Below are 24,659 nucleotides of genomic sequence, written 5' to 3' on the forward strand. Positions count from 1 at the left end.
TATAAAACAATAAATACTTTCTTTTTATAATCAATACCTCTTTAAAAATAATTTGAAAGTTTTACCCTTCTCCTTGATTTTCTTTCATCGTATTGATTTAAAAACCTTTTCGTATTTTATACTATTTTATACTATTTTATAATAAAATTTGTAATAATTTTATTATACGAAAAAGGGTTTAGGTCATTGGAACGAATCCAAGACCTAAACCTAATTCTCTAAAGCGAGTGAATTATTTTAATTCAACTTCAGCTCCAGCTTCTTCTAGTGCTTTCTTAAGACCTTCAGCTTCTTCTTTAGAAACTCCTTCCTTAACAGGACTTGGAGCACTATCAACTACGTCTTTAGCTTCTTTAAGACCTAAACCAGTAAGTTCTTTAACTAATTTTACAACTGCTAATTTAGAAGCACCTGCTGCTTTCAAAATAACTGTAAATTCAGTTTGAACTTCCTCAGCAGCAGCTTCGCCACCACCAGAAACTACTGCAGCTGCAGCAGCTGGTTCGATTCCATAATCGTCTTTTAATATTGTTGCTAAATCGTTAACTTCTTTTACAGTTAAGTTAACCAATTGTTCTGCGAATTGTTTCAAATCTGCCATTTTTTCTATCGTTTTAAAATGATTTGTAAAATATTATTGTTTATTATGCGCGTTTTTTTTCGTTATAAATTATACGTCAAGAGTTATACGTTTTGCAAAACTCTGAACTTTTAACTTTTAACTTTTTATGCTTCTAAAGCCTCTTCGCTTTTGGCGAATTGGTTTAAAAGAGCTGAAATAACTCTTTGAGCTGGAGATTGAAGTAATCCAATGATTTCTCCAATAACTTCTTCTTTAGATTTAAGCGATGCTAATGAATCTAATAAGTTATCTCCAATGTAAATTTCAGAATTAATATAAGCTCCTTTTAATACAGGCTTATCTGATTTTCTACGGAAATCTTTCATAATTTTTGCAGGAGCATTTGCTACATCTGCAAGAAAAATTGAAGTATTACCCGTTAATGTTTCAGATAATTCACCGTAGTTATTTACCGAAGCCTCCATTGCTTTTGCAAGCAAAGAGTTTTTTACTACTTCTAATTTAATACCTGCTTTATGGCAAGCTCTTCTTAGATTTGAAGTTACATCTGCATTTAAGCCTGAAATATCTGCTAAATAAACAATATTTGAACCAGCTAACTGTGCAGTTAAATTTTCAATCGCGATTGATTTTTCTTCTCTAGTCATACTAAAAGTTTTTTAACTACTTATACTGCTTTAGGATCCAATGCAATTGCAGGACTCATTGTGCTTGTAAGGTAAATACTTTTGATGTACGTTCCTTTAGCAGCAGTTGGCTTAAGTTTGATTAATGTTTGAATAATTTCGTGAGCGTTATCTACAATTTTATCAGCATCGAAAGAAATTTTTCCAATACCTGCATGTATGATACCAGTTTTATCAACTTTAAAGTCGATTTTACCCGCTTTCACTTCTTGAACTGCTTTTGCAACATCCATAGTTACCGTTCCAGTCTTAGGGTTAGGCATTAAACCACGGGGTCCTAAAATACGACCCAATGGACCTAATTTACCCATAACACTCGGCATTGTGATAATTACATCAACATCTGTCCAACCGTCTTTGATTTTTTGTAAATAATCGTCAAGACCTACATAGTCTGCACCAGCTGCTAAAGCTTCCGCTTCTTTATCTGGAGTAACCAATGCTAATACTTTAACGTCTTTACCAGTTCCGTGAGGCAATGTTACTACACCTCTTACCATTTGATTCGCTTTTCTTGGATCTACACCCAAACGTACTGCGATATCAACCGACTCATCAAATTTTGCAGAAGCAATTACTTTTATCAATGCCGCAGCATCTTTTAAAGAGTATAGTTTGTTCTTGTCAATTTTTGAAGCAGCCTCTTTTTGCTTTTTTGTCAATTTTGCCATGTCTTTTTTTAATTAAAAAGGAGCGTCTCCTGTTACAGTTATACCCATAGATCTAGCTGTTCCCGCGATCATGCTCATAGCAGACTCGATAGTGAATGCATTTAAATCAACCATTTTGTCTTCTGCGATAGTTCTAATCACGTCCCAAGTAACATTTGCTACTTTTTTACGATTAGGCTCTGCAGATCCAGACTTTAGCTTTGTAGCATCCATTAATTGGATAGCAGCAGGTGGTGTTTTAATAACAAAATCAAAAGATTTGTCTTTATACACTGTAATTTGCACTGGGCAAACTTTGCCGGCTTTATCTTGTGTTCTCGCATTGAACTGCTTACAGAACTCCATGATATTAACGCCCGCAGCACCTAAAGCAGGTCCAACCGGTGGCGACGGATTCGCAGCACCTCCCTTAACTTGTAGTTTTACTACTTTACTAATCTCTTTAGCCATTTTTTTAAAATTTAACACATCATCATTGGAAGCGATTAATGTGGTTTATTATAGTTGTAACAAAAATTATACTTTTTCAACTTGCATAAAACTCAATTCCAATGGGGTTTTTCTTCCGAAAATTTTAACCATTACTTCTAGTTTACGCTTTTCGTTATTGATTTTCTCAACAGTTCCATTGAAACCATTAAAAGGACCATCAATAACTTTGATTGTTTCACCAATATTGAACGGTATAGAATGAGTATCTGTTTTTACAGCTAACTCATCTACTTTACCTAACATTCTATTTACTTCGGAAAGTCTCAATGGCACAGGATCTCCACCCTTAACTTCTCCAAGGAATCCAATAACTCCAGAGATAGATTTTATAATATGTGGGATTTCGCCTGCAAGATTAGCTTCTATCATTACATAACCAGAAAAATAGACTTTGTCTTTAATGATTTTTTTTCCATCTTTGACAGTTACTACTTTTTCAGTAGGTACAAGAACCTGAGAAATATAGTCTCCCATTCCCAACCTGTTGATTTCGTTTTCGATGTAGGCTTTAACTTTGTTTTCTTGACCGCTTACCGCTCTAACAACATACCATTTTTTCACATTATTATCTGTCATCTCAGGGTATTTACGCTTTTATCCAATTAAAAAAACCTTCCAAAGATTTTGCAAAAATCTGGTCTACTCCCCAAGTTGCCATAGCAAATATAATAGAGAAAACTGCAACTACAATTGTAAGACGTTGTACTTCTGCCCATTCTGGCCAAGTTACGTTTAACTTTAATTCATCAAACGCTTCGTTTATATAATTAAAAACTTTTGTCATTGTACATATTTTTTTTAGTGGCACGGGCGGAGGGATTCGAACCCCCATCAACGGTTTTGGAGACCGCTATTCTACCCTTGAACTACGCCCGTATAAAAAAGTCAGTAGGATTATTAAATACCAACTGACTTTAATATTAATTAGACAATTACTCTACTATCTCAGTAACCTGACCTGCACCTACAGTTCTACCACCTTCACGGATAGCAAAACGAAGTCCTAAGCTTAAAGCGATAGGGCTTAACAAGGCAACGTTGATAGTTAAGTTATCTCCTGGCATAACCATCTCTACACCTGCTGGTAAAGTGATAACACCTGTTACATCCGTTGTACGAACGTAAAATTGTGGACGATAATTATTGTGAAATGGAGTATGACGTCCACCTTCTTCTTTTTTCAAAATATAAACCTCTGCTTTGAATACAGCGTGTGGTTTTACTGAACCTGGCTTAATAATAACCATACCTCTTTTGATATCCGCTTTATCTATACCTCTTAACAATAAACCTACGTTGTCTCCAGCTTCTCCTCTATCAAGGATTTTACGGAACATTTCAACTCCTGTAATAGTAGAAGTTAATTTTTCAGCTCCCATTCCAATGATTTCAACTGGATCACCTGTATTAGCAATACCTGTTTCAATACGACCTGTAGCAACAGTTCCACGACCAGTAATGGTAAATGAATCTTCTACAGGCATCAAGAATGGTTTTGCAATATCACGAACTGGTTCTTCAATCCAGCTATCAACAGCGGCCATTAATTCAATAATTTTTGGCGTCCAAACTGGATCGTTATTCAATCCACCTAAAGCTGAACCTTGAATTACAGGGCAATTATCTCCATCATATTCGTAGAAAGACAATAATTCTCTAATTTCCATTTCAACTAATTCCAATAATTCTTCATCGTCAACCATATCCACTTTATTCATGAATACTACCATTCTAGGAATACCAACTTGGCGACCTAAAAGGATGTGTTCCCGTGTTTGTGGCATTGGTCCGTCTGTAGCAGCTACAACAAGAATAGCACCATCCATTTGAGCAGCACCAGTAACCATGTTCTTTACGTAATCCGCGTGACCAGGACAGTCAACGTGAGCGTAATGACGATTAGCAGTTTCGTACTCAACGTGAGATGTATTAATTGTAATACCTCTTTCTTTTTCTTCTGGAGCATTATCGATTTGATCAAACGATTTTGCTTGACAGTAACCTGCATCAGACAATACTTTAGTAATTGCCGCAGTTAATGTAGTTTTTCCGTGATCCACGTGACCAATTGTACCTATATTAAGGTGGGGTTTGTTACGGTTAAAATTTTCTTTTGCCATTTTACTTAATTTTTAATCTTAGTTATATATTCGTGTTCAAATTATACTTTTTTGAGCCAACTACGGGAATTGAACCCGTGACCTCTTCCTTACCAAGGAAGCACTCTACCTCTGAGCTAAGTCGGCAGAGAATTTATTTGTAAATTTTTGACTTCAGATTTTGAATCATCTGGAATCAGAAATCTAAAATTTCTTCTTGTGGGGAGAGCAGGATTCGAACCTGCGAAGTTCACACAGCAGATTTACAGTCTGCCCTCGTTGGCCGCTTGAGTATCTCCCCAATTATTTATGATTTTAGATTTTTGATATTTTGATTGCTACCTAAAACCTTCATTAATTAACCTAAAACCCTTCTTTTTTTAATACAAATAAAGTCGGAAATTTATTCAAAATCTCCCCTATTTATAGAGCCGGTGGAGGGACTCGAACCCACGACCTGCTGATTACAAATCAGCTGCTCTAGCCAACTGAGCTACACTGGCGTTAAATATAAAAAAAGCCCGCTATTTCTAACGGACTGCAAATGTATATTAATTTGTTTTTTAATCAAAACATTTTTACCACTATTTTTAAATTATATATGATGTTTTACTTTTTCTTTCCTTTTTGTTAACAATCGCTCCAAAGATTCGGATGATTGCTCCATTGCCTCCTCAAATGTTTTGCATTGTTTTTTTACCATAAACTCGTCTCCAGGAACTAGCATTTTAATTTCAACAATCTTGTTCTCTTTCTCACTGGTTTTTTCAACTTTTAGAAAAACATCAGACGAAACAACTTTGTCATAATACTTCTCCAACCTGTCCATTCTTTCTTGAATAAAACCTACTAATTTTCCGTCAACATTAAAGTTAACTGCATGAACATTTACCTTCATAATCAAATTTTTATTGGTTAAACACTATTTATTTTTTATTTCTTGGATGCGCATCTCCATAAACTTTTTTCAGCTCGTACAAACTGCTTTGCGTATATATTTGAGTCGATGCTAGACTTGAATGCCCTAACAATTCTTTAACCGAATTCAAATCAGCTCCATTGTTTAAAAGATGCGTTGCAAAAGTATGTCTAAGAATATGCGGACTCTTTTTTACCTTCTCGGAAACAGTACTAAAGTAGTGATTTATTAAACGATATACTAAAGAATCATTCATTTTAACACCTTTTAACGTTAAGAAAAAATACTCATTATCGGTAATTCGTTCTAAATAAGCCCGTTCCGTTAAATACAATTTAAATTGATTTGTTATTATTGGCAATAAAGGCAAAATTCTTTCCTTATTTCTCTTTCCCAAAACCTTTAAAGTAGCGTTTGAAAGATCGATATTTATCATTTTTAGATGAATTAATTCCGTTCTTCGAATTCCTGTTGAATAAAACAAGTCAATAATCAGTTTGTCTCGAACGCCCTCAAATCCGTCAGGGTATTTTATTTGATGCAAAACTTCGTCTAATTCTTTTTCAGAAAAAGGTATTTGAAGTGTTTTTGGTGTTTTTAATGATTTGTGTTTTAATAAAGGACTACCTCCTATTTGCTTGGTTTTTAATAGAAATTTATAATATGATTTTAAGGACGCTATTTTTCTATTTACGGAAGTGTTGGAAATTCCATTATTAACCAAAGCAACAATCCAACTTCGGATCAAACTGTAATTGACTTCCTCTAAATCGCCCAAATCAAATTCGGTTTTTATGAAAGCTTCAAAAGTAATGACATCATTTACATAAGCAATTACCGTATGTGGCGAAAACTTTTTCTCTAATTGCAAATAATCTTGAAATGCCGCTTTGCTATTTTCCATAAAAAAACCGTTAGCATCAAAGTTATAAAACTTAAATGACTAACGGTAGTATTTGTTGAAGTTATTTACTAACTCTCTAAACCATCTTTCATGTTTTGAATGTAGGCCGCTTTTTGGATTTTCATTCTGTTTGTAACAGAAGGCTTAATAAAAGCTGTACGTGAACGTAATTGACGAACAGTTCCTGTTTTATCAAATTTTCTTTTGTAACGTTTTAACGCCCTATCGATATTTTCTCCGTCTTTAATTGGTATAATTAACATAATATAGACACCCCCTTTCTTTAAGTCTGCAAAAGTAATTATTAATTATGAATTATGAGTTATGAATTGTGTTTTTTTTTTGAGATGAAAGATTATAGACGAAGAGATGAAAGACAAAAAAAAAGCCAAGATACAATTTCTTGATTCTTGGCTCTTTTATCTATTATCTATTATCTATAAGTCTAATATCTATCAGTCTTTTATCTATAAGTCTCTTATCTCCTAGTCTATTTCAATATATTCCTCGCAATAACTACTTTTTGAATTTCTGTTGTTCCTTCGCCAATAGTACATAATTTAGAATCTCTATAGAATTTTTCTACTGGATAATCCTTTGTATAACCGTAACCGCCGTGAATTTGAACCGCTTCATTAGACACTTTTACACAAACTTCCGAAGAATACATTTTTGCCATTGCGCCCAATGTAGTAACCGGACGGTGTTGCTCTTTTAAAAACGCTGCTTTATGCAATAACAATTCTGAAGCTTCAATTTCTGTAGCCATATCAGCCAACTTAAATGAAATTCCTTGAAAACTACTAATTGGTTGCCCAAATTGATGTCTTTCTTTTGAATATTTCAATGCCGCTTCATACGCACCTTTTGCAATTCCTAATGACAAGGCGCCAATTGAGATTCTTCCACCGTCTAAAATTTTCATTGCTTGAATAAAACCTTGTCCAACATCCCCTAATCTATTGGCATCTGGAATACGACACGTATCAAAAATCAATTCTGCTGTTTCGCTGGCGCGCATTCCTAATTTATTTTCTTTTTTTCCTGACGTAAATCCAGGCGTTCCTTTTTCAATAACAAAAGCTGTCATTCCTTTAGAATCTCCTTTTTCGCCAGTTCGAACAATTACAACCGCAATATCTCCTGAAATAGCGTGGGTAATAAAGTTTTTCGCACCATTTAAAATCCAAGAATCACCGTCTTTTACCGCGGTTGTATTCATTCCACCAGCGTCAGAACCTGTATTGTGCTCGGTTAAACCCCAAGCGCCAATATGTTCTGCTGTAGCTAATTTAGGAATCCATCGTTTCTTTTGTTCTTCATTTCCAAAAGTCAAAATATGATTGGTACAAAGTGAATTATGAGCTGCAACAGAAAGACCGATTGAAGGATCTACTTTAGAAATTTCCTCAACTATTGTAATATATTCATGGTAACTTAAACCCGAACCACCCAATTCTTCAGGAACTAAAATACCCATAAAGCCCATTTCCCCTAATTTTTTAAATAAAGGAATTGGAAATATTTGTGCTTCGTCCCATTCCATTATAAAAGGGCGTATGTTTATTTCCGCAAAATCTCGGATAGATTGCGCAATCATTGCTTGCGTTTCGCTGTAATCAAAATTCATAAAAATTGTTTTTTATTTTAAAAATACAAATATAAACCAATAATATTTATTTTATCATCGGGAAAACCGTTTATTTTTATCAAATCCGCATTTTCTTTAAAATCGCCATTCATACTTCTATAGGTGACAATTGCTTTCGCCAAAGCGTATTTAAAATAAGGGAAAAGCATTAACTCTTTAATAGTTGCATTATTAATATCAACCTTTCTTACTTTAGGAAGTGCGGCAACTTTAAAATTTTTATTCAAATTTTCTATAACTTCTGGCGATAATCCCCAAACATCATTCATTTGCTCCATACTTACAAAACCTCCTAAAAGGTCTTTCAGCTTCAAAATTCTATCTGACAATGCAGAACCAATTCCATATACTTTAATCAAATCTTCTTTTGTGGCAAGATTTATATCTAAAATTATGATTTTTACTTTCCTCTTTTCAAATGGAATATAATTGGATTTATACTCTTTTTTATTGATAACCCAATCCGGAAATTTAAAATAAGGCGACATCGTATTTAACAATGAATCCGATACTTTCGTGACCTTTTGAAAATCTTCAACCGAATTTACATACTTATTTGTTTTTCTGAAATTCAAAAGCCTATCAATTTCAGCAACTGACATTCCTAATTTATAGCCTTTGAAATCAGTAATAAAATTGGGGTTAAATGGATATATTTTTGGAATATAATCCCTTTTAATTTGCTTTAAAGAGTCAATTTCTGTTTGAAAAGCAAGCCATTCTTGTTTTTCTTTGCTGTTATTTATTACTGTTTTAAAATCAATAAAGAAATAGACCAATTGGAGAGTTACACAAAGCAACACTAACAAAATAATCCCACTTCTTTGTGATTTAGTAAATTGGAAGTAGGATTTAAAAGTCATAATTTTGAATGGTTTATAGGTCGAAAACAGAACTCCGTTTTGCACGAATTAAATCTTTAAGCCGCCACCAAAATGCCAAAGTGAGATACACTCCAAACCATAATCCGGCGGTTACAAATGATATATAAATAAAAAATAATCTCACACTATTGGCACGCATCCCCAAGACATCTGCCAATCGGGAGGAAACGTGAAAACCGTATTTCTCAAAAAAATATTTAAGACGAAGTATGAGTTTCATTTACATTAAATTTATAAATCTCTACAAATTTAAAACAATAACTTCATATTTCCTCATTAATTAATGCCTCATTCTTTCAACAATTCAATTCCAATTGCGCATTCTAAGCACCTCCTTTTATTACAATACTCATTTTTAAGTTGTAATAAAGATTGGGATTCAAAAGCGTTTTTAGCTTTAATTCCAAACGAAGAAAACTTATCCATAACAGCGTTATTTTCAGGAGAAACTTGATTTAATAACGAAATTAAATTTTCTGAAATTTCCTTACCTTGGCTTTTTGAATAGGCAAATTGCAATGGAATAATTGTATTTATTATTAACAAATCGATGAATGCTTTCGATAATGCTTTCTTTTTTTTCGGACTTACTTTGTCAAATTGATAATGCATTTCCCAATATTCAGAAACCGAAACATTGAATATTTTATAAATGTTTTTCACCGAATCTTCCTCAATTATTTTAGAGAAAAGCTGTTGTTGCTGATTATAAACATTTGCTAATTGTGATAATCGAATGGTTGGAAAATTATCTGGTCGATGTTTGAAAAACTGCAACGGATTAATGTGAGCAGGTTCTAACTGGTATTTATGAATCAAATAATCAAAATTTGATTTAAGATTTTTGTAATAAACGTCTTCTTTTTCGATTTCTAATAATCCTGAAATTCCAAAAATCAAACTTTCTAAATTTTGTAAATCGTTACCTTCTTTTCTGATAATTGAAAACGGAATAGAATTTGCCGCTTTCAAAAAAGATTCTCCATTGGTATTCAATCCAAAGTTTTTTGCTAACAGGCAAAACAAAACCGCTTCCCAATCTTGTTTTGTGCTTTCTAAAAGTTCGTTTATAGGTTTTGATTTTCGTTCCAGTCGTTCAAAAAACAAACGCTCTTGCCAATTCAAAAGAATAAAGCTATCAATTGAAACCAATTGTTTTTCGCAATAAATCCAAGATTTTGGAGCGATTAAGGAATTGTAATTATTTAAAGTTTCCTTTGATACTAAATCTTTCAAAATCAAAACAGGGATTTCGGTATTGTTTTTTCTATAAATTTCGGAGTCGTGTTCCCAAACAACGTGAAGAATTACGCTATCATAATTTGAGTCACGCTCGTGATGGTGTACATACCAATCGGAAGATTTGAGGTGAATTTCAACATTTCCTGCCCATTTCTGGTTGTCGATTGTGATTTGAGAATTGAAAAAATCAGGTCCTGCCAATTGCAAATAAAGTCCTGCATTTTCTATGGTGAGTTTTTCTCCATTGGAAGTAGTCAAATTCGAAGTATCAAATTTTTTAAATTTCCAGAGATAATGGAGGAATTCTTCTTTCATTTTTTGGCGTATAAATTAAGACTTGTAAACTTTGTCTAATGTAGTCAAAAAACAAACACGTGAAACATAATTCATCATTAATGCCTGACAAAAAACTTATAAAATAGGGCAATCCCAACAAGTATAGTCCCTATGGGACATTTTTAAAGGATCACTTCTTATTATTTTACCAACATTTAACTCCTAACGGAGTATATCTCGTAGAGATTATATGTTGGTAAAAATAGTAGTGAAGTTTCTTTTTGTCCCGTAGGGACTATACATTTTTTTTAGGTCGGAAATGATAATTTATTTAATAAAAAAAGAAGTGGAATTACCGCAACAAATACAATTTGGCACAAGCCCGAGCATCCGACAACGCTTCGTGATGGTTCAGTTGGATTTTCATTTCACGACAACAATCACTAAGTTTTGTAGGTCTTAAACCTTTGGCTTTGTAAATTTTAACGGTACATTCCCAACGAGAACCAATGTTCAATTTATCGTAATCTAAACCGTAAAGTGCCATTGATTTGGAAAGCACATTTCTGTCAAAACTTTCATTATGAGCTACCACTACTCTATTTTGCAGTCGTTTTTGTATCTCGGGAAATACTTGAGCAAACGACTTTGCATTTACTGTATCGCGTGGATAAATTCCATGAACTTGAATGGTAAAAGGCGAATAGAGATTGTTTGGAGGTTTTATCAACGTAACAAATTCATCCACAATTATTCCGTTTTCCACGGTGACAATCCCCACAGAACAAGGGTGAAATGCAGTTGCTGTTTCGAAATCTATTGCAGTGAAGCTCATATAATTAAAGATTTCTGATATTAGATTTTTGAAATCAACGTTTAAAAAATAAAAGTAATATCGCCAATAGTTGTCAATATCACTTTTATTTACAATTTTGAATTATTTTATAGAACCAATAATATCGTATTTGGTAATAATATGGTGTTTTCCGTTTCCTAAATCCAATATTACCGCAGCATTTTCTCTGGTAAATAGTTTTGAAACTTCCTCAATAGGCGTTCCTAATTGTACAATTGGATAGGGTTTTCCCATCACTTCACGAATGGGTTTGTCGGCAGCATTTTTGTCGTGAACATAACTTTGAAACAAATCCGATTCATCAACGGAACCAACAAAACCTGTAACATCTATTACTGGAATTTGAGAAATTTTATATTTTCGCATTCGATCGATAGCGTGAGAAACCAATTCTTCGGTACGCACAATTATCAATTCTTTGTCGATGTGGTCTTTGATAACGTCTTCGGCTTTGGTTACTTCATCTTCAAGAAATCCACGTTCACGCATCCAATCGTCATTGAACATCTTGCCGATATAACGGCTTCCAGAATCGTGAAATAAAACTACGACTACATCTTCTGGTTTGAAGTGTTCCTTGAGTTGCAACAAGCCTTTTATTACTGCTCCCGCAGAATTTCCAACAAAAATTCCTTCTTCCAAAGCAATTTTCCGAGTGTAAACGGCAGCATCTTTATCGGTTACTTTTGTAAATCCGTCGATTATAGAAAAATCAACATTTTTTGGAAGTATGTCTTCTCCGATTCCTTCGGTGATGTAGGAATAAATTTCATTTTCATCAAAAATTCCTGTTTCGTGGTATTTTTTAAAAACCGAACCATACGTATCAATTCCCCAAACTTTTACATTTGAATTTTGCTCTTTTAAATATTTTCCAATTCCTGAAATTGTTCCGCCAGTTCCTACTCCAACTACAAAATGAGTTACTTTTCCATCGGTTTGTTTCCAAATTTCTGGTCCTGTTTGCTCGTAATGTGCCAAGGCATTTGATGGATTATCGTATTGATTTACATACCAAGAATTTGGTGTTTCATCTCCCAATCTTTTTGAAACTGAATAATACGAACGAGGATCGGTTGGTTCCACATCGGTTGGACAAACGACTACTTTAGCGCCTACCGCTCTCAAAATATCCATTTTTTCTTTGGATTGTTTGTCGGTAATCACGCAAATTAATTTGTATCCTTTGATGATTGCGGCTAATGCCAATCCCATTCCGGTATTTCCTGAAGTTCCCTCAATGATGGTTCCGCCGGGCTGCAATCTTCCATCAGCTTCGGCATCTTCAACCATTTTTAGCGCCATTCTGTCTTTTGTAGAATTTCCTGGATTGAAAGTTTCAACTTTGGCAAGAACCAAAGCGTTGATTTCGGCAGTTACTTTATTCAATCTAACTAAGGGTGTGTTACCGATAGTTCCTAAGATGTTTTCTGAGTATTGCATTTAATTTTAATTTTTAGTGTTCCAATTTGATAGAACTTTTACAAAGATAGTACTTTGTTCTAAAATAGTTGTAGTTTTCTAAATTTGCGTGAGTGATGGCAGCGGAAATCCCACGCTTTTGGGCGTGGATAAAAGCGAACAGCACGACCGAGTTTAGCACAGATTGCTTTGCTTCGTTCCTCGCAACTCCTCGCAATGACGTGAACGAGGGCACGCCCAAAAGAAAATTTATTCAAAGAAATTCCATACCAATCCGAAGCGAATCATGAAGTCGTGGTACGGATTATTAGGAGCAGAATAGAAATTATTGCCTGACATTGCAGCGTTGAAATGTTCGGCTTTCAGGAAAATTCGGGTACGTTGAATTCTTGCATTTATAAAAAAATCGAGGTTTGGAAATGCTCCAATTTGAGTTTGGTTTTGCACGAAAAATTCTCCCAATATTGGATTGTAATCGTTGGCGTAGAATTTTGTGAAATAATTTAAGGTGATTCCTGTTTGCAAAAACATGGCTTTTTTGAAGAAATCATCCGAATAATATAATGTATTTCGTAGGACTAATTGCGGCACATTCAAAACATTATCCTTTTGATCTACTTTTTGATACAATGCGGTGTTGTCGAGAGCAAATTTTCTAAATTTTATTTCTTTGTTGATTTTAAAGGATACATAATTGATGGTTTTAGCGTATTGTTTTGGCGTAATCAACTGTAAATTAGCAGTATCGTCATTACTGAAATACAAATAATCATTTAAGGTGTTGAGTTGCAAAGTAGCATTTGCCCATTGCGTATTGGCTTCAACTTTGATGGTATTGCTCTTTTCGTTATTGAAATTGTTGTACCAATTGTAATTAATATAACTGCTTTGGTGCAAATTATAGACGTTATTTGGTAATTTATTATTGTTTTGATATTCAAAAGAAAGACTGTTTTTATCGTTGTATTGGTATTTTAAATTAGCACTGAAATCAAATAGTGATTGTTTTGTAATGGAACTTGAATACAAGAATTTCCCAGTCCATTTGTTTTTTCTGTATTCGTATTGCCCACCAAAATCATTGATTTTGTCATTGATGGCGTTTGGAATTGTTCCCGAAGTTAGATATAAAACTGAATTATAATAATAGTTGTATCTGAAATCATCGAGAAAAAATTGAAATTTACCTAAAATGGTGTTTTCATAGACAAGCCCAACTTTATTATACATTCGGTTGTAGCGCACTTGATCGTTGATGTTTCCAGTAACAAAAGAAGGTCCAAACCTATTGAAAGTGGTAACTACGCCAGTATTTGACGTAATGGAAGTTGGAATTGTCACTTGGTTGAACTCAAAATATTTACTTTCAAAATTAATTTGATGGGTTATATAAAGATTGTTATTCCCTTTGGTTGGATTAATTTGGAAATTATGGTCAAGAAATAATCGTTTTCCTACTAAAGTAGTTTTGGCATCTTTGAGATAAACACCCAAACGAGGACGTTCTTTGTAGGCAACATCGTTGCTTTCAAAATTTTCAGGGCTTGTGATTCCACCATTTTCATCATTGAGAATGTCTTGTGCGGTAAAATGAAAATTAGAATAATACCGTTTGTTTTTGGTATTGTAGCTTGTGGTAAATCTAAAATTCCCTGTGCTTGAAAGTTGGTTGATGTATTTTCCCAAAGAACGCAACCCTTTATAGGCCAAAGAAAAATTGAAACGTTCCGAAGTATTTAAAGTTACCAAAGCATCGATATTTTGACCCTGTTCCATAACGGTTTTGAAATACAATTCTGTGAATGGTGTGGCAACCGAGTAATATTTTATTTGATTGGGTAGCAAATAATTGAATTGCTTGGCAGTATAACCAAATTCTGGAAAGGATGTAGTTTTATTTAAACCATATTGTAAGGTAGTGTAGGTTTGCCCTTCGTTGGCAAAAGGCATTAACCCGAAAATATCTCTTCGCAGGTAGTTGTATTCGTATTCTTTTTTTATGGTAAGAGAAGTATCCACGAAAGTAGTGTCTCGCTCAAGTGTGATGATGCGGTATTGGGAAATGATAGCTTTAGCTTGGTCATTTTTATGGTCGATGATTAGGGAAGTTCTTTTTATTGTATCCGATTCGACTTTATTTTCTACTTGAGAAAAAAGAGAAAAAGAGATTAAAGAGATAAAAAGTAAATACCGAAATTTCATAAAATAATTTTTACAAATATACTATTATTAAATAACGTTGAAATAAAAATTGGCATAAAAAAACCCCGCTTAAAGCGGGGTTTTAAAACTAAGACATTAAATATTAATATCCTGCATTTTGTTGAATTCCAGAATTTGCATTTATTTCGTCTTGAGGAACAGGCAAAGCCCATTTGTAACTAGTTATTGGCAAATTAGTTGGATTAGCACCTGGAATATTCCAAGATGAAGATGCATAATCAGCAGGGTCTCTATCTAAAGAGGCACCCGCTAAAACACCTAAACGTTTCAAGTCAATAAAACGGAATCCTTCAAAAGATAATTCTTTTCTTCTTTCGTCAAGAATTCCTTTCCAAGCAGCTTGAGCATTAGCAAAAACTGGAGCTGGTTGAGCTGTTGGGAAACGAGCATCTAAAATAACTTTTAATGCTGTTCCTGCACCTGTTAAATCGCCTGCAGCAACCTTAGCTTCTGCAATGATGAAATACATTTCTGATAATCTGCTTACCATAAAGTCCGGATTAAATCCGTTAGATGCAGTTGTTGCAGCTTGTCCACCGTGTTTTTGAAGTACAATAATATCCGTGTTTTTTACATCTACAGACGTTGTATAATTAGGATCTATTAATGAACTTGTTGTTGGAGAAGTTGAAAAGTAAACATTAGTTTGTAGTCTGATGTCTCCCGGAGTTTCAGCAAGTTTGTTATATAACGCTCTACTCACTTCATAAAATGGAGAACCATTTCTTCTGTTAGTTACTGAACACCAACCGTTGTGAAGGTTTGAACCTTGAGTATTTTGTACTGTAGTTCTTTTTAGTCTAAAGATAACTTCTTTTCCAGCAGCTTCGTTGTGCGTATGAAATACAGCACTGTAGTCTGCTTGCGTATTCGCTAAAGTAATTCCAGAAGTATTAACAACCAAATTAGCATTAACCAAAGCATTCGTATAATCTCCTTTCAAGGCATAAGCACGCGCTTTCATAGCCAAAGCTAAAAATTTGGAAGGGAAATACGTTTTAGTAGTAGTATAAGCTGGTGCAGCATTCGTAGCATAGATTGCTAAAGCTTGATCTAAATCTGCGTGAATAGCTGCATAGAAAACACCATTAGTAGTTCTTTGTGGAGTTTCAGAAGTTGCAATAATTCTAGTAGCTAAAACACCCGCTAAAGCAGCATCATTTTTAGGATCTGGAGAAAAATAGGACATTATTTTCAAATGACAAACTGCTCTTAATACTAAAGCTTCTGCTTTTGTTCTGTTGATTAACTCTGTATCTGCTGCAGAAGTTGGTACTATAGTAGAAGAAAGTGTAATTACACGATTTATTCTCGCTAAGGCAGCATAGCTTCCAGACCAAATTGCGGTAGCTGATGCATCATCAGGTTGCAATGAAAAGATGTATTCTTGAGTTATACCTTGTCCACCATTATTGAAGCCCAAAGCAGCTTCATCGGTGAATATAGAGCTAAACACATACTCAGCTCTGTTGGTCATTAAGTTCATTCCAGAATTTAACAATCTAGCTAAATCGGAACTTTTAGTAATCGCTACATCCTCGGTTAAGGAACCGGGAGTGAAGGGTACTAATTCGTTGTCACAAGAAACGAAAAGTGACAAACACAATAACATTAATCCATATATTTTTTTCATAATATTTTTTAATTAAAATTTAACTTGTAAACCAAAAGTGTATAATTTTGGAGTTGGGTACTGATAAACATCGAGTGTTCTATCACTTTCTGGGTCAAAACCTTGCCATTTTGTAAAATTATACAAGTTTTCTCCTTGAAGTGTGAAAGATAGATCGGTAATAAATGTTTGTTTTAAAAACTTTTTAGGAACTTGATATCCTATTTGTATGTTTCTAAGACGAACAAAAGAAGCGTCTTTCAAGAAACGATCTGACAAATCTCCAGCACCAAAGTTAGTAGCTGTCAATGAAGGGACATCTGAAGTAGTATTCGTAGGTGTCCAAGCGTTTAGCATGTTAGCACTAACCACAAACTGACCAAGATTTCCAACTGAATATAAATTAGCCAAATCACTATCAATTCGTTTTACTTTGAATGCATAGGTGAATAAGGTAGAGGCAAAGAATCCTTTGTAATTAAAATCAAATCCAAAACCACCAGTATATTGAGGAATATAGTTAATACCAGCAGCTTTTTTATCAGCAGTTACAGGAGTTTCTGTTGGAGTTCCTGCAGCAGATTCAAACAATAAATTACCATTTACTGGATTAACTCCTAAATAGTGGTATAAAAATGGTTCGTTGATTGAACCCCCATTTTGTGTAATATAACTACCATTTAAAATCACTCCATTATTAGCTTTGATATTACTTACTTTGTTATCATTGTAAGCACCGTTAGCTTTTATAGTTAAAGAAATTTCGTTTTTTTGATCTCTAATTAAATCATAAGATAAATTCAATTCAAATCCTTTGTTGGTTACTGTAGCATCTGAATTTCTATTAATATTAGAAACACCAGAAGTAGGTGTAACTGGAGCGTTTAAGAATAAATCTTTTGTAGCTCTGTTGTAGTAATCAAAAGCACCTCTAAGTTTAGAATTGTTCAATTCAAAATCTACACCCACATTATATTGAGTAGTAGTTTCCCATTTTAAAGCAGGGTAACCAAAGTTGATGTTATAACCAACACCACCATTATAAGCATTGTTTGATACACTATAAATATCAGCAAATCCTGGAGGGTTTATTCCTGCATATATGGTACCATTAACAACTCTCTGGTTACCAACAGTTCCGTAAGAACCTCTTAGTTTCAAAGAATTAACAAAAGTTACGTTATCCATGAATGATTCTTCGTCTAGGTTCCATCTACCACCTACAGACCAAAAGTTACCCCATTGGTTATCCCCAATAAATCTTGAAGAACCGTCACGTCTTACTGAAGCTAAAAAACCATATTTTTTATTGTAATCGTAATCAACAGAACCAAAATAAGAAACTAAATCATTTCTTAATTGACTTACTGATATTAGAGGTACATAAAAATCATTTGTGCTTACATCCGCCGCAAATCCAGCACCCGTATTTGGAACGTATACTCCTGGTATCAATCCACGTTGTCTGATGTTGTTTGTGTTCAAACGAGAATGATTGTACTCGTAGTTAAGATAAGCATTGAAAGTGTGCTCACCAATTACTTTATTGTACGCTAATTGCGTTAAGTTGGTAAAATAAAATTCTCTTCTTGAGTTAACATCTTCAAAACCATTGTAATTTCCACCTGCCAAAGAAGAAACTCCTGGAGTAGAAGAAAACAATAAAGCATTGAAACAGTTTGGCCCTTCAGATTGGAAGAATCTATTTTGAATGTATTGCGTACTTGCTCTATTTCTTATAGTAAAATCTTTTGAAATTTTATAAGACATATCACCTGCTATATCAATACGCGCTTCATCAGTTAAGTTTTCGTAGGTTTGTAACTTATCTATCAACATGATAGGCGTAGCTAATAAACCAGGAGTATTGTTATAATAATCCAAAGCAGATTGAGAACCGGTATATACATCCGGAGACACATAAGGCGCACCCAAGAAAGCTCCAGTTACATAGTTTCTGTTGATAGCTCCACCACCTAAATTAGTAGCTTCATTGTTTTTAGAATATCCAAATGCAGTGTTCAACGTGTATTTGAATTTTTCATTTGAAGACTTACCGTTGATGTTATTTCTCAATGTAAAACGGCTTAAACCAGTAGTTTTAAGAATACCATCTTGTTTGAAATAACCGATAGAAGTATAAGAACTACTATTTTTTCCATTATTCTCAATACTTAAATTGTGAGATACAGAAGTTGAAGGTCTAAAGAAGTAGTTTACCCAATCCGTATTGATTGCAAAAGCATCAATTTGAGCATTTGTTAAAGTAGCACCTAAACCTGTACCTACAGTTTGCTCTAATTTCAATAATTGTTTAGAATTAGCATAGTCATATTTTGGGTTTTGCAAATATCCTACTCCATATTGAGAGTCATATTTAAAGGAAGTTTTAGCATCCCCAAATTTAGCTTGTTTCGTTTTAACTAAAATAACCCCATTAGAACCTCTATTTCCATATTCAGAAACTGCGGCAGCATCTTTCAAAACAGAAATTGTTTCAATGTCATTTGGGTTAATAGAACGAAAGTTGTCACTATTTGAAGGAAAACCATCTATTACATATAAAGGGTCTGTGTTTCCATTAATAGAACCCAAACCTCTAATAATAACAGTAGATTTAGCACCAGGCTGACCAGTGTTAGCAGAGATGTTCACCCCAGCCAATTGACCTTGAATGGTGTTTATGGCACTTGCATTCGGTCTGTTCCCAATTGTTTCAGAAGAAACGGTGGCTATCGCTGTTACTGCGGTTTTTTTAGTAACATTTCGATACCCTTGTGAAATTACAACGTCATCCAATTTTACTCCATCCTGCATTTTTACATTTACAGAATTTGAAGTACCTACTTTAGCAGTAGTTTCCGTCATTCCAACAAAAGAGAAAACTAGAACGTCTCCCGCTTTTGCTTTGATAGAATATTTTCCATCAACATCAGTTTGAGTTCCGGTTTTAGAACCTTGAACAACTACATTTGCACCTGGTAATGGGCCCGAATTGTCAGAAACCACACCTGTAACAGTTTTCTCTTGTGCAAAAGAAAGCTGCATTGATAACGCTATTAACAGCGTAAAAATCCATTTGAATTTAGATCTCATATTATTATTTTTAATTAGTTATTTCACAAAATTAATAACTATTTGTTAATATACCAAATTTTTTAAAAAATAAAATAAAAAAAACCCCGCATGTAGCGGGGTTAAATATAAAAGATAGAAATTATAATTTTATTTTCTCCAGAAAGGAGTAAAGGCATTGATTGCAAAAGCATCATTAGAGGTCATGTTTGGAACGTTTGCGGTATTAGCAACATATTCCGAAACAGGATAAATCAATCTGTAAGGTTTACGAGATTGTGTAGCTACTGTTGAAAGTGGTGTTAATGGGTAACCAGTACGAGTATAGTCAATATAAGACTCTATCGCATTTACTCCCATTAAAGCAATCCATTTTTGATACATAATAGCATGTAATTTTTGTGCTGTTGTGTATGCCGCTGAATAACCAAAGTTTGGTTTGGCATTGATTACAGTTAAATAAGTACCTATTGTAGCTACTTTTCTAGCAAAATCATCAGTTACAGCATCATTAAATGCAGTTTGAGCACTTCCAGTATACCATTGTGGGTATCTAACAGCAGCTTCAGCCTCTAAGAATTTAGATTCTGATAAAGACATCACAGAACCATTACAAGCAAAGTACTCTGCAAGTGTTTGGTTAGGCGCTTGTGCGTATGGGTTAAAGTTTCCGATTAAACCCAAACGACATGGCAAACCAGGTAAAGTACCTGTTGGCGAAGTAACATCAACTAAAGTAGCACCTTGTGTAACTGCACGTCTAAAACTTTGTCCTGAACCCGCAGTAAACAATCTCGCAGAACGAGGGTCAGTTACGTCTGGGTAAGATACACCAGAACCAGCAACTATTTCACGAGTTGCACCCACTGGCCAGTTCGTAGTTGCAGTTGATTGTAACGCTTTGTATGCGTGACCTGACATTGTAATAAACAGTCTATTTCCTTGAGTAGTACCAGCTGTTACGTAACAGTAAGTGTTAAAACCAGGTGTAGCTTGCGTATCTGTAGAGCTGTTATAACCCGGATTAATAGTTACATTAGCAGACAAAAATGATTCATTTTTAATAGCTTGTAACTTCGTATTTCTATACGCTATTACTGTTGCATCCGTTGCTTCAGACATTCTTAATAAAAGTCGTAGCTCAGTTGAGTTGGCAAATTGATTCCACATAGCCATATCACCACCTAACATAACATCAACACCAGAGATGTCTGCAGCATTAGCATTAGCAGCAGCTATTAAAGCTCTTGCTTGCTCTAAATTAGCCACTAAATCTTTGTAGATAGCAAAATCATCATCATAAGTTGGCGTAGTGTTTGCACTACCTTGCCAAGCTTGAGAATACGGACATTTTCCGTATAAATCTACGATTCTTTGCATGTAAAAAGCCTTACAGATTTTAGCAGCAGCTACATAATTATTGTATTTTCCATCCGGATTTGGATATTTAATGATGGCATCGAAGTTTTTAAGAGCACGGTAAGTACCGTCCCAAATTCCACTGTAGAAAGAGTTACTGATAACCAATTGTAATTCGTTATCGTATCCATTTCCATAAGATTGAACGTTACGTGTCCATGAGTTCATGAATACGTTTCCTAGAGTGTTCATGGTAGTAGCCTGAACCTTATAAATAGAAACCTGAGCACCTGGCAATAATTTTGCAGGTGTTGCTTGATCAAATGTAAGTTGATTTGGACTTGTATTTACATCCAAATAATCGTTACAAGAGAATAGTGTTATTGCCACTATAGACAATAAGAATTTTATCTTTTTCATACTATTAAAATTAAAAAGTTAAATTAATACTAGCTCCAAATGTTCTAGTTGTTGGATATTGTCCAACATTAGCATATCCTTGCGCATTTCCGCCAGAATAAGAAGCTTCTGGATCAAAATATCCATTGTTTGCTCCACCATTTTTAGGTTTTAAGAAAGTTCCATCCGCCAAGAATACAAAAGGATTACGAGCATTAATACCCAATCTGAAAGATTGTAAACCCAATTTGTCCGTTATTGTTTTTGGGAGAGAATAACTTAAAGAAATTTCTCGAATTTTCAAGGCAGCAGCATCAACCACGTTGGCTTCACCTGTAGTTCTATACGTTGTGGTGAAATAGTTTATTACACTTGCATAATTAGGTCCTAAGGCTGGAGTAGTATTGGCTACAAAACCTGTTCCTGAAGCTTGAACAGAATTTGGGACAACATATCCAAGTGTTCTATCGAAACCAGCAGTTTCAAAATCACCCCCTGTAAATAACAACAGTCTTTTAGCTTCCGAATAAGCAGAAGCACCAGTTCTATAATCACCAACTACAGTAAGTTTTATTCCTTTGTAATCAAATGAATTTGTAAAACCTATGATGTAATCTGGAGTACCTTTTCCTAATTTTTCAAAAGTAGATGTTTTTTGAGGAGTTCCGTTTGCATTGACCACGATGTTACCATTTGGATCTCTCACAAAAGCAGTACCTTTAATTAAAGGGAATTCTTCTCCAACTTCAGCAAAAATTCCTACTTCATTATTTGAGAGTAAGTTGACGCTAGTTGCACCAGCCGCTAAAGCAATAATTTTAGTTTTGGTAGTTGAGTAATTCGTTTTTACATCCCATTTGAAATCTTTAGTTTTAACGGGAGTGAAACCTAAATCAATTTCGAATCCTTTGTTTTCTAAATCTCCAATATTGGTTAGCACTGATGAGTTACCGGAAGCACTAGATGAAGTAGCTCTTGTTATCAAATCAGAAGTTTTGGATATAAAATAAGATGCTTCAAGATTAATTTTATCATTGAATAAACCCACTTGAGCACCAAATTCAGTAGTGGTTACAAACTCAGGACGAATATTTGGATCCGTTGGAGCAGAGTTGTAAGCTAATGAAGCTAAACTTCCGAAAGGAAAACCAGAGGAAAGTACTACTAAATCATTGGTTTGATATGCACCCACTGCATTTGTGTTACCTACTCTTGTGTAGGAAGCATTTACTTTCAAATAGTTCAATACATCATTTTTAAGACCGTCTAACGCTTTAGTTGGAACAAATGAAACCCCTACAGAAGGATAGAAATATGATTTTTTAACTGCTGAAAATTGCTCTACTCTTGAAGTAGCATTTAAAAATAAATAATTTTTGTAATCTAAATCAACGTTAACAAATCCCGCTACTCTTCTTGTTTGAACCAATCTGTTATCTAAAGTAGATGGGCTGTAAGGATTCAATACGTTAGTAATATGATAGAAACCAGGAACGTCTAAATTATCCCCTCCTTGAGAAGTAATTCTGAAAGTACGGTCTTGAATGTTATTACCCACATTGAATTTCAAGTTTAAATCTTGATTTAAATCATAATTGAAATTGAAGATTAAATCAGAATAGATATTTGAAGTAAAAGATTGATTAGCAGTGAAACTAGAAGCTGCATTCAATTGTCCTAAATCAGCTAAAGTATATACTGATTGACCATAGTAGCTATAACCTCCAAAGTCTACTACGTGGTTTTCATTAAACCAACCGTCGGCATGAGATTGAGAATTACTTGAGGTCAATTGAACGTTGGCGTTATAGTTAGCACTAATATGTTTATTGAATTCATAAGCTAAAGCTGCAGTAGCGTTAAAGAAGTCGGTTCTATCATCCTTTCTGTTCGTTTTAGCCATCCAGTAAGGATTTTGAGCATATACCGTCCAGTGTCCTTCGTTACCTGAATTAGCAAATCTAGAAACAGGAATGTTAATAGCTACTTGCAATAAATCATCTAATAAATCACTGCTTGTTTGAGAAATAGTTTGAGTAGCATAATTTACAGTACCATCAATTTTGAATTTACCTATACTTTTTCCAGCTCTTAAGTTGAAAGAAGTTTTAGCTAATTGATCTCCATCAACAACATACCCAGAGCTTCTTTTGTTCACTCCTAAAGTTAAGTAGGAGTTTATACCACCAAAATTTAAATCAAAACCAGTTTGCGTTGTAACGCCTGTTTGGTAGAATTGTTTGATATTGTCTTTAATAGGTTTCCAATCTGTCATAAAAATTTGACCATTCGCTTGAGGTAATCCAACTGGAACTTGTTGTCCAACGAATCTTGGGTCAGTAAACGCTGGTCCCCAAGAACCATTTTCTAAAGTTACGAATCCTGAACCGTTTCTTGGATCAGGGCTACCGTTAGCCAAATTAGGGAAATTAAACCCTGGGTCATTAGCCCAACCTTGTCCGTACTCTTGTTGTCTGTTGGCAACAAAATTTACGGATTCATAATCAACTGAAGAGTTTAACCCTACCGTTAATTTTTCTGTTTTGGAACCTTTTTTAGTGGTAACAATGATTACACCATTCACCCCTTGCGCACCATATAAAGCTGCTCCTTGAGCCCCTTTTATAACGTTTGCACTTTCAATAACATCCGGTGGAAGTAATTGTAAAATAGTAGCAGATGAAATTACATTGTCAATAACCACTAACGCTTCGTTATTACCTGTAATAGATCTAGAACCTCTTAAAACAATTTTAAGGGTTGGAGAAACGCCATTGGTTAAACTTGAAATTGTCAAACCAGAAACTTTACCAGCTAAAGCTGAAACAGCATTCGGGTTATTAGCCTGAGTTAACTCAGCACCACCAATTTGCTTTTGAGCGGATACTGTAGCGTCTTTGGTTCTTTTGATCCCCATCGCACCTACTATAACTTCATCTAATTTAACTCCATCCTGCATTTTTACATTTACAGTGTTTGAAGCACCTACTTTTGCAGTAGAATCAGTCATTCCAACAAAAGAGAAAACTAAAATGTCTCCCGATTTTGCTTTGATAGAATATTTTCCATCAACATCAGTTTGTGTTCCGGTTTTTGAACCTTGAACAACTACATTTGCACCTGGTAAAGGCCCTGAATTATCGGAAACCACACCTGTAACAGTTTTTTCTTGTGCAAAAGAAAGCTGCATTGATAACGCTATTAAAAGCGTAAAAATCCATTTGAACTTTGATCTCATATTGTTTTTATTTGAGTTAGTTATACTGCAAACTTCTTAATAATTTCTTAATAAAACAAACTTTATTC

General features: G+C 34.3%; 21 protein-coding genes and 4 tRNA genes. All 25 read right to left on the minus strand.

The features are described 5' to 3' along the window. Positions 1-232: 232 nt before the first annotated feature. The 25 genes from rplL to AC9UEH_RS05385 all read right to left on the minus strand — a co-directional run bounded on the left by rplL (position 233) and on the right by AC9UEH_RS05385 (position 24,591). On the minus strand, positions 233-601 hold the full coding sequence (gene rplL / locus AC9UEH_RS05265; protein WP_509529239.1) for a 50S ribosomal protein L7/L12: 369 nt from the start codon (positions 599-601) through the stop codon (positions 233-235). Positions 602-726: 125 nt separating this feature from the next. Continuing rightward, positions 727-1,230 (minus strand): 50S ribosomal protein L10, encoded by a 504-nt coding sequence (rplJ, locus tag AC9UEH_RS05270; RefSeq protein WP_509529242.1) that lies wholly within the window; start codon positions 1,228-1,230, stop codon positions 727-729. 20 nt (positions 1,231-1,250) lie between these two features. Then, entirely contained in the window at positions 1,251-1,940 is a 690-nt protein-coding gene (gene rplA, locus AC9UEH_RS05275; RefSeq protein WP_509529244.1) for a 50S ribosomal protein L1, read from the minus strand. A gap of 12 nt (positions 1,941-1,952) precedes the next feature. Further along, positions 1,953-2,390 (minus strand): 50S ribosomal protein L11, encoded by a 438-nt coding sequence (gene rplK / locus AC9UEH_RS05280; protein ID WP_509529246.1) that lies wholly within the window; start codon positions 2,388-2,390, stop codon positions 1,953-1,955. A gap of 66 nt (positions 2,391-2,456) precedes the next feature. Further along, entirely contained in the window at positions 2,457-3,008 is a 552-nt protein-coding gene (gene nusG, locus AC9UEH_RS05285; RefSeq protein ID WP_509529248.1) for a transcription termination/antitermination protein NusG, read from the minus strand. A 10-nt stretch (positions 3,009-3,018) separates the two neighbouring features. Continuing rightward, a complete protein-coding gene (gene secE, locus AC9UEH_RS05290) occupies positions 3,019-3,216 on the minus strand; it encodes a preprotein translocase subunit SecE (protein WP_509529250.1) in 198 nt (65 codons plus the stop codon). 18 nt (positions 3,217-3,234) lie between these two features. Continuing rightward, positions 3,235-3,308 (minus strand) — tRNA-Trp (locus tag AC9UEH_RS05295). Positions 3,309-3,364: 56 nt separating this feature from the next. Beyond that, entirely contained in the window at positions 3,365-4,552 is a 1,188-nt protein-coding gene (tuf, locus tag AC9UEH_RS05300) for an elongation factor Tu (RefSeq protein ID WP_509529252.1), read from the minus strand. Between the two features lie 54 nt (positions 4,553-4,606). After that, positions 4,607-4,678: transfer RNA gene (locus tag AC9UEH_RS05305), tRNA-Thr, on the minus strand. Between the two features lie 73 nt (positions 4,679-4,751). Continuing rightward, positions 4,752-4,832: transfer RNA gene (locus AC9UEH_RS05310), tRNA-Tyr, on the minus strand. Between the two features lie 128 nt (positions 4,833-4,960). After that, a tRNA-Thr gene (locus AC9UEH_RS05315) sits at positions 4,961-5,034 on the minus strand. Positions 5,035-5,126: 92 nt separating this feature from the next. Beyond that, positions 5,127-5,429, minus strand: coding sequence for a ribosome hibernation-promoting factor, HPF/YfiA family (gene hpf, locus AC9UEH_RS05320; RefSeq protein WP_509529254.1), 303 nt, complete (start codon positions 5,427-5,429; stop codon positions 5,127-5,129). 28 nt (positions 5,430-5,457) lie between these two features. Beyond that, positions 5,458-6,354, minus strand: coding sequence for a tyrosine-type recombinase/integrase (locus tag AC9UEH_RS05325; RefSeq protein ID WP_509529257.1), 897 nt, complete (start codon positions 6,352-6,354; stop codon positions 5,458-5,460). Between the two features lie 68 nt (positions 6,355-6,422). Continuing rightward, positions 6,423-6,617 carry a 30S ribosomal protein S21 gene (gene rpsU / locus AC9UEH_RS05330; RefSeq protein ID WP_509529259.1) on the minus strand — a complete coding sequence of 65 codons (195 nt, stop codon included), beginning with the start codon at positions 6,615-6,617 and terminating at the stop codon, positions 6,423-6,425. Between the two features lie 227 nt (positions 6,618-6,844). Beyond that, complete coding sequence (locus AC9UEH_RS05335) at positions 6,845-7,984, minus strand: acyl-CoA dehydrogenase family protein (protein WP_509529261.1); 1,140 nt, start codon at positions 7,982-7,984, stop codon at positions 6,845-6,847. Positions 7,985-8,001: 17 nt separating this feature from the next. Beyond that, a complete protein-coding gene (locus AC9UEH_RS05340; protein ID WP_509529264.1) occupies positions 8,002-8,868 on the minus strand; it encodes a ComEA family DNA-binding protein in 867 nt (288 codons plus the stop codon). A gap of 13 nt (positions 8,869-8,881) precedes the next feature. Further along, positions 8,882-9,109: a PspC domain-containing protein gene (locus AC9UEH_RS05345; RefSeq protein ID WP_509529267.1), complete on the minus strand. Its 228-nt coding sequence runs from the start codon at positions 9,107-9,109 to the stop codon at positions 8,882-8,884. Positions 9,110-9,177: 68 nt separating this feature from the next. After that, positions 9,178-10,446, minus strand: a complete 1,269-nt coding sequence (locus AC9UEH_RS05350; RefSeq protein ID WP_509529269.1) for a DUF2851 family protein — start codon at positions 10,444-10,446, stop codon at positions 9,178-9,180. A gap of 313 nt (positions 10,447-10,759) precedes the next feature. Further along, complete coding sequence (locus AC9UEH_RS05355) at positions 10,760-11,242, minus strand: 3'-5' exonuclease (protein ID WP_509529272.1); 483 nt, start codon at positions 11,240-11,242, stop codon at positions 10,760-10,762. 102 nt (positions 11,243-11,344) lie between these two features. Continuing rightward, a complete protein-coding gene (locus AC9UEH_RS05360; RefSeq protein WP_509529274.1) occupies positions 11,345-12,706 on the minus strand; it encodes a pyridoxal-phosphate dependent enzyme in 1,362 nt (453 codons plus the stop codon). A 228-nt stretch (positions 12,707-12,934) separates the two neighbouring features. After that, positions 12,935-14,887: a putative porin gene (locus AC9UEH_RS05365; RefSeq protein WP_509529276.1), complete on the minus strand. Its 1,953-nt coding sequence runs from the start codon at positions 14,885-14,887 to the stop codon at positions 12,935-12,937. A gap of 103 nt (positions 14,888-14,990) precedes the next feature. After that, positions 14,991-16,541 (minus strand): RagB/SusD family nutrient uptake outer membrane protein, encoded by a 1,551-nt coding sequence (locus AC9UEH_RS05370; RefSeq protein ID WP_509529279.1) that lies wholly within the window; start codon positions 16,539-16,541, stop codon positions 14,991-14,993. Positions 16,542-16,553: 12 nt separating this feature from the next. Further along, complete coding sequence (locus AC9UEH_RS05375) at positions 16,554-19,616, minus strand: SusC/RagA family TonB-linked outer membrane protein (protein ID WP_509529281.1); 3,063 nt, start codon at positions 19,614-19,616, stop codon at positions 16,554-16,556. Positions 19,617-19,745: 129 nt separating this feature from the next. Further along, on the minus strand, positions 19,746-21,374 hold the full coding sequence (locus AC9UEH_RS05380; protein ID WP_509529283.1) for a SusD/RagB family nutrient-binding outer membrane lipoprotein: 1,629 nt from the start codon (positions 21,372-21,374) through the stop codon (positions 19,746-19,748). Between the two features lie 10 nt (positions 21,375-21,384). Continuing rightward, positions 21,385-24,591, minus strand: coding sequence for a SusC/RagA family TonB-linked outer membrane protein (locus tag AC9UEH_RS05385; protein ID WP_509529285.1), 3,207 nt, complete (start codon positions 24,589-24,591; stop codon positions 21,385-21,387). Between the last annotated feature and the right edge of the window lie 68 nt (positions 24,592-24,659).

The organism is Flavobacterium sp., assembly GCF_040402835.1.
Lineage (GTDB): Bacteria > Bacteroidota > Bacteroidia > Flavobacteriales > Flavobacteriaceae > Flavobacterium.